The following is a 10,036-nucleotide window of genomic DNA, read 5'->3' as shown; positions in this document are numbered from 1 at the left end:
CTGGCCCCGGCGGGCGGGCGCCACGCCTACGCCACCGATGCCCGTGACGGCCACCCGGCGGCCGCCCAACCACTGCCCCATGGGAATGAAGACGAGCGAGGCGACCACCGAGCCGCCCTCACGCAGCACCCTCAGCTGGCCTCCCCCGGCCTCGACCTTCTGCCTCCAGGGAAGCATCTCCTCGGGGGCCATCCCAAAAGCCTGGGAAACGATGTCGTCCACCGCGGCGAGCTCTCGCTCCCCCTGCGGCGGACCAAAGTTCAGTGCTGTCGAGTCCACGGTATCCCTCCCCAATCGTGCGGGAGGCAGCCTAGGACAGACGGGGCCCGCCCGCGCTCCTCACATGAGCATCAACCCGCCATCCACCAGCAGGCTGCTGCCCGTCATGTAGTCGCTCGCGGAAGAGGCCAGGAAGAGGGCCGCCTTGGCGATGTCATCGGGGTTGCCATAGCGACCGAGCGGAACCTTCGTCCGCAGGTAGTTCTCCCGGAACGCCTCCGCCTGCTCCGGCGTCATGACGTCCTTGAGCACCTGGGCGTTGCCCTCGGTGTCGATGCCGCCGGGCGCGATGGAGTTCACCCGGATGCGGTGGGGCGCCAGCTCCAGCGCGAGGCTCTTGGTGAACATGGCCACCGCGGCCTTCGACGCGTCATAGGCCGCCAGTCCCACCATGTTGGGCCGCAGCGCGTTGACGGAGGACAGGTTGACGATGCTGCCCCCCTGGCGCTGCTGGATCATCCGTCCCGCCACCGCCTTGGAGGTGAGCATCAGCCCCCGGATGTTCACCTGGTACACCCGGTCGAGCAGCTCCGGCGACATCTGCATCACCGGCGACATGGGGAAGATGCCCGCGTTGTTCACCAGCACGTCCACCCGGTCGAAGCACTCGATGCAGCGGGCCACCATCCGCTCACCCGACGCCTCCTCGGAGACATCCGCCGTCAGCATCTCGGCCTTGCCCGGCCCCTCGGGCAGCCGCGCCAGCGCCTCCTTCGCCGCCTTCTCGTCCCGGTCCACGAGCAGCACCCGGGCGCCGCTCTCGACGAACCGACGGACGATCCCGAAGCCAATCCCCATGGCCCCGCCCGTGACGATGGCCACCTTGCCCGAGATGTCGAATGGATTTGTCGCCATGCACGTGTCCCTTCCGCTGGAGCCCCTCGGGCCTTCCGGCCGGGACTCGAACAGTCTGATAGGAAAATTACCGCCATAGCGCAAGCCCCCCCCCCTCTTCGGGGTGCGGGCGAGCAGGGGGGGACTGATGGACAGCGCACCTTCCATGGTTACAGGGAGGGCGTTCGCGTCCCCGAGGGGACGCCCGGAGGAGACATGTCCGTCGAGACCCAGCGCGAGACCCACAAGTTCCAGGCGGAGATCAACCAGCTCCTGAACCTGGTCATCAACTCGCTCTACAGCCACAAGGAGATCTTCCTGCGCGAGCTCGTGTCGAACGCATCGGACGCGCTCGACAAGCTGCGCTTCCGCTCGGTCACCGAGCCCGAGCTGCTCGAGGGGGCCTCCGCCCTGGAAATCCACATCATCCCCGATGAGGAGAAGGGCACGATCACCATCGAGGACACCGGCATCGGCATGACGCATGACGAGCTGGTGAAGAACCTGGGCACCATCGCCCACTCCGGCTCGCGCGAGTTCCTGGAGCTGGCGGCGCAGCGGGGCCAGAAGGACGTGAACCTCATCGGCCAGTTCGGCGTGGGCTTCTACAGCGCCTATCTGGTGGCGGACCAGGTGGAGGTGGTCAGCCGGGCGGCGGGCAAGGACTCCCAGGCCTGGCGGTGGGTGTCGGATGCCAAGGGCGCCTTCACGCTGGAGCCGGCCGAGCGCGCCACGCGCGGCACCTCCATCACCCTCCACCTCAAGCAGGACCAGAAGGAGTTCCTCGACGCCTGGCGCCTGCGCTCGCTGGTGACGCAGTACTCGGACTACGTGAACCACCCCATCAAGCTCCAGGTGGAGAAGACCACCGGCGAGGGGGACGTGCAGAAGACGGAGACGCAGCTCGAGGTGGTGAACAAGGCCAGCGCCCTGTGGCAGCGGTCGAAGAGTGAGATCACCGACGAGCAGTACCAGGAGTTCTACAAGCACCTCACGCACGACTGGGAGGCGCCGCTGGCGTGGACGCACTTCCGGACCGAGGGCAACCAGGTCTTCACCGGGCTGCTCTTCCTGCCGAAGCAGCCGCCGTTCGACCTGAACAACGCGCAGCAGCGCGGGGTGCGCCTGTTCGTCAAGCGCGTGCTCATCATGGACCGGTGCGAGGAGATGCTGCCGCAGTGGCTGCGCTTCGTGCGGGGCGTGGTGGACTCGGATGACCTGCCGCTGAACGTGTCGCGCGAGCTGCTGCAGGACTCGGCGGTGGTGCAGGCCATCCGCAAGCACGTGACGAAGAAGACGTTGGACATGCTGGAGAAGCTGGCCAAGGACAAGCCGGAGGACTACGTCACGTTCTGGAAGAGCTTCGGCACGGTGCTCAAGGAGGGCCTGGCGGTCGACACCGAGCACCGCGAGAAGCTGGGCGCGCTGGTGCGCTTCGAGAGCTCGCGCGAGGAGGGCCTCACCTCCCTGGCGGACTACGTGTCGCGGATGAAGGAGGGCCAGGAGGCCATCTATTACGTCTTCGGCGAGTCGCGGAAGGCGGTGGTGGACTCGCCGCACCTCGAGGCGCTGAAAAAGCGCGGGTACGAGGTGCTGTACATGACCGACCCCGTGGACGAGTGGGCGGCGCAGGGCCTGCGCGAGCACCAGGGCAAGCCGCTGGTGTCGGCGATGCACGCGGACCTCAAGCTCAAGGAGACGGACGAGGAGAAGCGCGAGAAGGAGGAGCGCGCCAAGGGGCTGGGGCCGCTCGCCGACCGGATGAAGGAGGTGCTCAAGGAGCACGTGCGCGAGGTGCGGGCGTCGGATCGCCTCACGGACTCGCCCTGCTGCCTCGTGGTGCCGGAGGGCGGCTCGCACGCCTTCGTGGAGCGGCTGCTGCGGGAGCGGGGCCGGAGCGTGCCGCGCGCCAAGCGCATCCTGGAGGTCAACCCGTCGCACCCCATCATCGAGCACCTGCGCGCGCTCAACGAGAAGGAGTCGGGCTCGGCCCAGGTGACGGAGTGGGTGGAGATGCTCTACGACCAGGCGCTGCTCACCGAGGGCAGCAGCGTGGAGGATCCGAACCGCTTCGCGCGGCGGATGACGGCGCTGATGACGCAGCTGGCCGCGAAGCCCGAGGCGCCCCTGCCGCGCAACTGAGGGGGCCTCAGCCCAGACCGCGGCGGCGGGCCTCGGCGTCCATGACGCGCTTCTCCACCTTCACGCGGGCGAAGTTGGAGAAGATGCCCCCCGGCTGCTTCGCCGGCAGCGCGCGCATCTGCAACCGGAGATCCTCCAGCGTGCGCTCCGCCCGGTCCCGCCGGGCGGTCAGCTCGGCGTTGGAGGCGAACCGGATGGACAGCATCGTGTCCACCTCGAGTCGCCCGTCCAGCTCGCACTCCAGCAGCTTGAGCGAGATGGGGCTCGGCGCCTTGTTCGTCAGCGCCTTCTCCACCAGGGCCCGGACCGCCAGCGCCGCCGTGCGCAGCGCGCTCGTGTCCGCCGCGGCCTCCAGGCGCTCCATGCCCGTGGCCAGCTCCGCCAGCAGCGGAGTCATCGCCTTGCGGCCCGGAGGAGCCAGCAACTGCGTGACGTAGGCATCCATCCCGTCCCCGCCGGCCTGCTCCACCGCCTGCCGCAGCAGGGGGAGCCAGTCCGCCTTGAGCTGCTCGCGCACGCCGCCCACCGGCGCACGCGACTGCACGGCCTTCTGGAGCGCCTCGTCCAGGCCGCCGAGGATGGCCGTGGCCGGCAGCACGCCCCGAGGCGCCGCGGAGCGCTCGTTCCAGCGGCCCTTGCTCACTTCGGGGGCCACGCCGGTGAAGGTCGGCCGCCCGGGGTTGGTGGGAAGCTCGGAGGACTCGAAGCCGTCTCCACCCGAGCGGCTGGGAGGGCTCGGGAGGACGAGCTTTCGCGGTTGCACCTGGGTGGGGAGCTCGTCGTCCCCGAGCGGGACACCTGGGGGTGGGGCCTTCGGTTTGGACGGCGGAGACGGCAAGGGGCACCCTCCCGTCCCATGTTGCTACGGCCAGGCCCGGTAAGGAAGGCCAGCCGGAGTAGGATGGTGCGCGGATGTCGCGTGCCCCCACCTCTCCCCCTGTCCTCGACGAGGAGGAGCTCGTCCACCAGTTCCCCGGCCTCGACCGGCGCGCGCTCGGTGCGTTCTACACCCCCGCGCCCCTGGTGGAGCGCACGCTGGCGCTCGCCCTGGCGCATGCCGGGGATGGGCCCCTCGCGGTGGTGGACCCGGCCTGTGGTGCGGGCGCCTTCCTCGCCGCCGCGGCACGCGCCCGCCCCGAGGCCCACCTCACCGGCCTGGAGCTCTCCCCCGAGGTGGCCCAGGCCTGCCAGGCCCGCGTGCCCGGTGCGCACGTCCGCGTGGGGGATGCCCTGCGCGGCGGGCTCAAGCCCCTCCTCCATGCACTCCCCCCGGGCCATCGCGAGGTGTGGGTCGGCAACCCGCCCTACAACGGCACCTCCGCGCTCCTGAAGGATCGCGACGCCTACGCCCGACTCCGGGCCCTGGTGCCCATCTCGTTCCCGCCGGGCACCAGCCTGCGCGATGACTTCGCCTTCTTCCTCCTGCTCGCCGCGCACCGGCTCTCCTCGCGCCCGGGCGTGCTCGCCTTCATCACCCCCTCCAGCCTCCTCGACGCCTTCCTCTATGCGCCCCTGCGCGACACCTTGCTGCGCACGCTGTCGCTGCGCGAGGTGGTGGACCTCGGCCCGGGCGCCTTCGCGGGCACCCAGGTGCGCACCTGCATCACCGTGTGGACCTCACCTCCGGAGGCGAGCGTCCAGCCCGTGTACTCCGAGGGGAAGCGGGCCTCGCCGATTTCCTTCACGCCCGAGGCTCCCGAGTGGCGCCTCGCGCCCACGCCTCCCGAGGCGGCGGAGCTGGACGCTCGCTGGCGCTCCGAGGGCGAGCCCCTCACCACGCTCGTCCCGGTGAGCCTGCCGGGCGTGAAGACGCGCTTCGACGAGCTGCTGGTGGATGACGACCCCCAGCGCCTCCTCGCCCGCCTCGAGGACTTCGCCCGCGCGCCCCTGGAAGCACTCGAGGACTTCGCCCGCGCCCACGGGATTCCCGAGTCGCTGCTGCCCAAGCTGCGCACGTTGAAGGAGGGCCCGGCCTTCGTGGTGGACCCCGCCTGCGTGCGCCCCTTCTTCCGCTATGCCGGAGCGCGCCACCGCGGCACCCTCCCTCCCGAGGCCCGCGCCTTCTGCTACCTGGACCGGCGCCTCATCCTCCGCGGCGATCACCGCCTGCGCGGCCCGTGGGATCCGCACCGGGGCGCGGTGAAGCTCCTCTTCAACGTGCGCGAGCTGCCCCTGTCCGCCGCGCTCCTGGAGGACGAGGGCTGCGTCCACGATCACCGGCACGCCCGCTTCGCGCCCCTGCTCGTGCCCCAGCGCGTGCGCGACGAGGGGCTGGAGATCACCCGCGTCACACGCTCGGCGGAGGCCCTGGGCCCGCTCGTGCCCAACCTCTCGCCGCGAGGGCTCGCCTGGGCCGAGCGGCTCGGGGGCCCGCTGGCCGCCTACCGGACAATCGTGCGCTTCCTCAACGATTCCGAGGTGCAGCAGCGCTGGGCGCCCGTCTACGGCGCCTCCCGCGTCGTCCATGTCCCCCTGGCCGCTCTCCAGCCTTGAGGAACGCGCCGGGCGCATTAGTGTCCACCTTCACTCTCGGTCCGGAAGCCCGGAACCGGGAATTCCCGCGGAGAAGGAGACACCTCATGAAGACTCGCGCGCTGCTGACCGCTGCCGTCCTCTGCCTCGCTGGCCCCGCCTTCGCTCAGGGCCAGGCCCCCGCCGCCAAGGAGAAGGCCGCCACCAAGAAGGAAGAGAAGACCGCCGCAAAGGGCGAGCAGGTGGCGGGGGGCGCCACCGCCCGCGCGGACGTGAAGGACCAGAAGGGCCAGACGGTGGGCGAGGTGACGCTCACCGAGTCGCCCCATGGCATCCTCGTGAAGGGGACGCTCTCCAACCTCCCGCCGGGCGAGCACGCCATCCACATCCACGAGGCGGGCAAGTGCGAGGCGCCCTTCCAGACCGCCGGCGGCCATCTCAACCCGAACAAGAAGAAGCACGGCGTCCTCGTGGCCGAGGGCAAGCACGAGGGTGACCTGCCCAACCTGCACGTGGGCGCCGATGGCAAGGTGCGGTTCGACCACTTCGCCCACGGCCTCAAGCTGAAGGACCTGCAGGACCAGGACGGTGCGGCCGTCGTCGTCCACGCTTCCGCGGACGACTACAAGAGCGACCCGGCCGGCAACGCGGGGGACCGCATCGCCTGCGGCGTCGTGACGAAGTAGCAGGAGGCTCCCGCACCACCCGCGCATGGTACGCGCCCGAGCGGCCCATGAACGGTCAACCTCTCCTCCACTGGCACCGCTCCGGCTCCAGTGCCGTGGGGTGGGTGCTGCTGTGACTCTCCGCTCTGGCCACGGCGTGGGCCGCCGGGCCCGAGCCGGTTGCCCCCGAGGTGAGGAGGCCCCGCTCTTCACCGGCGGCACGCGTCCCCTGGAGCTTGGAACTCCCGCCGGGTTTCCCCTCTCGGCCACCGCCTGCGGGAGTTGCCACCGGATGAGCCTCGCGGACGAGGAGCTCGGCGGGGCCGTCCGCTATCTCGTCTCCAAGAAGAAGGCGGCGCTTCCCGCGGTGCATCGGGCACTCGAGCGCGAGGCCTTCCAGGAGAAGCGCGAACCTGGCACTCCAGCGGATGAAGAGCTGCGCGCCCAAGCAGAAGTCTCCCCTGGGGCGTAGAGGCGCGGCAGCGGCGCATCCACTGTTCATCGCCCACCACTCTCTTCCAGATTTCTCACCCGCCGAGACTGCTCCCTCATCCGCAGCTTCGAATTGTGCTACCGTTGCAGTAAATCAGTAACACTTCAATTGGAGGGGTCTCTTTGTCATCACGAGGTGCAGTAGCAGCGGGGAGAGGAATTCTGGTGAGCGCGTTGCTGGTGGGGGGAGGCCTGGGGTGTAACACCTCGCCGTCCCTGCTGGAAACGGAGCCCCTGGAGCAGCAGGCCCAGGAGTTGATCGAGGAAAACGGCCTGTCCACCAACGGCCTGTCCACCAACGGCCTGTCCACCAGCACTTTTTCGTCCTGGTTCAGCGCGGCCCCCACGCAGAACACTCAGTTGATGAAGTACCTCATTGGCTGCGCCTTGCCGGAGGGGCAGGTGCGCACCTACACCGACCCCCAGACGGGGACGAGCTACACCTGGGCTGGCAAGCTGGGACTGGCGAGCCACTGGGGCTCGGGGCGGCCAGCGACCGAGCAGGAAGAGCAGGTCATCTCCGCCTGTCTGGCGGCTCACGCCAACCCGTACGGGATGAAGGTGGGCTTCTCCGTCCTGGGACTGACCGCGGAAGGCAACGTGCTGCCCTACACCGCCCAGGAGCTGGGGGACTACAACATCCGCGAGGCGTGCTTCTTCGGCAACCTCTTCCGGAACCAGGGCCTGTACGCGGGAAACGATCACACGCAGCTCGACTCCTCCAAGAGCACCAACCGCGGTTGTGGGCTGTCGAACGTCGCCAGCGGGGAAAATCCGCACTGCCCCATCATCGTCCGCGTCGGTACGTGTGACGCGGCGCGTTGCGTGCCGGATGCGACGGGGACGTACTACACGCAGTGCACGTACAATGGGGTAAACTACCGTCCGGTGACGACCCGCCTCCACGTCAACGCCGTCAACATCTGCGGGGACGGCATCTGCCAGAAGAGCGAGCGGTGCGGAGTAGGTACGACAGCCGACAACTGCTCGGACTGCGGCGCCTGCCGGTAAAGAGCCCATGAGTGACGAGCAGCGGGCAGCGGACGGGGCTCCGAGGGAAGAGTTCCTCGAAAAAACCCTCGTCGTGAAGCGCATGGTGGAGGATGTCCGCGAGCCGCCGCCCGTGGCGTCCCTGGAGCTGTCCACGACCACGCCCACTGCGGGCGCGTCCACGCGGACCGCGCCGCCCGCGCTCAGCCCCCTGGCCAACCGCTACATCGTGTTGGATGTGCTTGGCCAGGGTGGAATGGGCACGGTGACGGCCGCCTATGACACCCGGCTCGATCGGCGGGTCGCCTTCAAGCTGCTGCACTCTCGGGAGGATCAGCAGGACAACCAGCAGCAGATCCGCATGCTGCGCGAGGCCCAGGCCATGGCCCGCCTGAGCCACCCCAACGTGGTGGCCGTCTATGACGCGGGCACGCTGGAGGACGGCACCGTCTTCATCTCCATGGAGCTGGTGGAGGGGCAGACGCTGCGCCAGTGGTGCCATGCGCACGCGCGCAACTGGCGCGAGGTGCTGGCGGTGTACCTGGAGGCCGGCAGGGGGCTGGCCGCGGCCCACGCAGCGGGGCTCGTGCACCGGGACTTCAAACCGGAGAACGTCCTGGTGGGCAAGGACGAGCGGGCGCGGGTGACGGACTTCGGTCTGGCACGCATTGGAGACCCGCCCTCGCACCCCCAGGCGTCCCAGGTGGGGACGGCTCCCATCGCCCCCGGCCCGGAGAGCGAGACCGGGCAGGTGATGGGAACGCCGCGCTACATGGCCCCCGAGGTGATGCTGGGCAAGCCGGTGGACGCGCGCAGTGACCTGTTCTCCTTCTGCGTGGCGCTCTACGAGGCCCTCTACGGGCAGCCCGCCTTCCCAGGAGAGACCGTCACCGCGCGCTGGGAGGCGCAGCGCGCCGGGCGCGTCAACCCGCCGCCCACCCACTCCCCCGTTCCGGCATGGGTGACCAGCCGGGTGCTGTGGGGGTTGCAGCTCGCCCCCGAGCAGCGTCCCGCCTCCATGGAAGCCCTGATCTCGGCCCTGGAGGCGGATCCGGACATCAGGCGCCGGGCGCGGCTGCGCGTCGCCGGCCTGATCGCGGGAGCCGCCACCCTCGTGGTGCTGGCGCTCACCGGGTGGGTGCATGGCTACACGCGGGACTGCGGGAACCTGGAGCAGCGGTTGGTGAACGTATGGGACGCCTCCCTTCAGGCGGGGGTGCGGCAGGCCCTGCTCGGCACGGGGCTCTCCTACGCCCCGACCACCGCCGAGCGTGTCCAGGCGGTGCTGGACAGCTACGCCCGCGAGTGGCTTCGCCTGCGCACCGAGGTCTGCGAGGCCAGCCCCGTGGAGGTCGGACAGCCCCAGGAGTTGGCCCTGCTTCAGGTCTCCTGCCTGGAGCGGCGCCGGGACCAGCTCGGCGCGCTGGTGAAGCTGCTGGCGCGCGGCCCCGATCCGCAGCTCCTCCCCCAGGCTGTCCAGGTCGCGCAGTCCCTGCCCCCACTGGCCTCCTGCATGGATGCCCAAGCCCTCACCTCCGCCGTGCCCCTCCCCCAGGAGCCGGCCGCGCGGGCGCGGATCGAGGCCCTTCAGCAGCAGGTGGATCACCTCGAGACCCTGTGGCTGGCTGGCAAGTTCTCCGAGGGCCTGGAGCTGTGCACCGGCTTGCGGCCCCAGGTCGAGGCGCTGGACTACGCGCCCCTGCGGGCCCAGCTCCTCTACCACCTCGGTCGGCTGCACGGCGGGCTCGGAGACTACGCACGTACCGATGCCCTGCTGCGGCAGGCGCTCACCCAGGCCGCCCGCGGCAAGGATGACGTGCTGATGGCCCGGCTGTGGAACATGATCATCTGGAACACGGAGGTCCGGCTCTCCCAACCGCTCGACGTGCTGGACACGGAGAAGGTGGTGCTGGAGACGGCCTCGGAGCGCGCGGGGGATGATCTGGCCCGAGCCGAGTCGCTCCACATCCTGGGCGGCGTCCTCTACAAGCAGGGCCGCTTCGAGGAGGCGCGGACGCGGTTCCAGCAGGCCCAGGTCCTCATGGAGAAGGCCCTCGGCCCCGAGCACGCCTTCGTGGCCTCCATGTACAACAACGTCGGGGTGGCACTCTCGGAGCTGGGCCGCTTCGAAGAGGCGCGCGACAACTACGAGCGCTCCCTCG

General features: G+C 69.9%; 9 protein-coding genes. 6 read left to right on the top strand and 3 right to left on the bottom strand.

Going from position 1 to position 10,036, the window contains the following annotated elements; translation table 11 throughout:
• Together VF697_RS37005 and VF697_RS37000 are read right to left on the bottom strand one after the other, a co-directional pair.
• A partial coding sequence (locus tag VF697_RS37005) for a GNAT family N-acetyltransferase (protein ID WP_331102609.1) occupies positions 1–279 on the bottom strand: 279 nt, incomplete at its 3' end.
• Positions 280–339: 60 nt separating this feature from the next.
• The gene (locus VF697_RS37000) at positions 340–1,134 is read right to left on the bottom strand and encodes an SDR family NAD(P)-dependent oxidoreductase (protein WP_331102607.1); all 795 of its coding nucleotides are present in this window, start codon (positions 1,132–1,134) and stop codon (positions 340–342) included.
• Positions 1,135–1,329: 195 nt separating this feature from the next.
• Between VF697_RS37000 and htpG the strand changes: the two genes are divergently transcribed.
• A complete protein-coding gene (gene htpG, locus VF697_RS36995; protein WP_331102605.1) occupies positions 1,330–3,255 on the top strand; it encodes a molecular chaperone HtpG in 1,926 nt (641 codons plus the stop codon).
• Positions 3,256–3,262: 7 nt separating this feature from the next.
• On the opposite strand, the gene VF697_RS36990 is transcribed toward htpG, so the two are convergent.
• Positions 3,263–4,018 (bottom strand): hypothetical protein, encoded by a 756-nt coding sequence (locus tag VF697_RS36990; protein ID WP_331102603.1) that lies wholly within the window; start codon positions 4,016–4,018, stop codon positions 3,263–3,265.
• Positions 4,019–4,167: 149 nt separating this feature from the next.
• On the opposite strand from VF697_RS36990, the gene VF697_RS36985 reads away from it, so the two are divergent.
• From VF697_RS36985 to VF697_RS36965, 5 genes are all read left to right on the top strand, one after another.
• Complete coding sequence (locus VF697_RS36985) at positions 4,168–5,748, top strand: N-6 DNA methylase (protein WP_331102601.1); 1,581 nt, start codon at positions 4,168–4,170, stop codon at positions 5,746–5,748.
• A gap of 86 nt (positions 5,749–5,834) precedes the next feature.
• The gene (locus VF697_RS36980) at positions 5,835–6,413 is read left to right on the top strand and encodes a superoxide dismutase family protein (RefSeq protein ID WP_331102599.1); all 579 of its coding nucleotides are present in this window, start codon (positions 5,835–5,837) and stop codon (positions 6,411–6,413) included.
• A 271-nt stretch (positions 6,414–6,684) separates the two neighbouring features.
• Complete coding sequence (locus tag VF697_RS36975) at positions 6,685–6,864, top strand: hypothetical protein (protein WP_331102598.1); 180 nt, start codon at positions 6,685–6,687, stop codon at positions 6,862–6,864.
• 185 nt (positions 6,865–7,049) lie between these two features.
• On the top strand, positions 7,050–7,895 hold the full coding sequence (locus tag VF697_RS36970) for a hypothetical protein (RefSeq protein ID WP_331102596.1): 846 nt from the start codon (positions 7,050–7,052) through the stop codon (positions 7,893–7,895).
• A gap of 7 nt (positions 7,896–7,902) precedes the next feature.
• The coding region (locus VF697_RS36965) for a serine/threonine-protein kinase (protein ID WP_331102594.1) at positions 7,903–10,036 on the top strand (2,134 nt) is incomplete at its 3' end.

It is taken from the genome of Archangium sp. (genome assembly GCF_036388035.1).
Lineage (GTDB): Bacteria > Myxococcota > Myxococcia > Myxococcales > Myxococcaceae > Archangium.
Note: the sequence above shows the minus strand (reverse complement) of the source record. Positions and strands in the feature narration are given on the sequence as shown.

What these genes read in the sequence shown, in the direction of transcription:
- VF697_RS36975 (WP_331102598.1), top strand. Translation starts at nt 6,685, where the DNA reads ATGAGCCTCGCGGACGAGGAGCTCGGCGGGGCCGTCCGCTATCTCGTC.
- VF697_RS36980 (WP_331102599.1), top strand. Translation starts at nt 5,835, where the DNA reads ATGAAGACTCGCGCGCTGCTGACCGCTGCCGTCCTCTGCCTCGCTGGC.
- htpG (WP_331102605.1), top strand. Translation starts at nt 1,330, where the DNA reads ATGTCCGTCGAGACCCAGCGCGAGACCCACAAGTTCCAGGCGGAGATC.
- VF697_RS37000 (WP_331102607.1), bottom strand. Translation starts at nt 1,134, where the DNA reads ATGGCGACAAATCCATTCGACATCTCGGGCAAGGTGGCCATCGTCACG.
- VF697_RS36985 (WP_331102601.1), top strand. Translation starts at nt 4,168, where the DNA reads ATGTCGCGTGCCCCCACCTCTCCCCCTGTCCTCGACGAGGAGGAGCTC.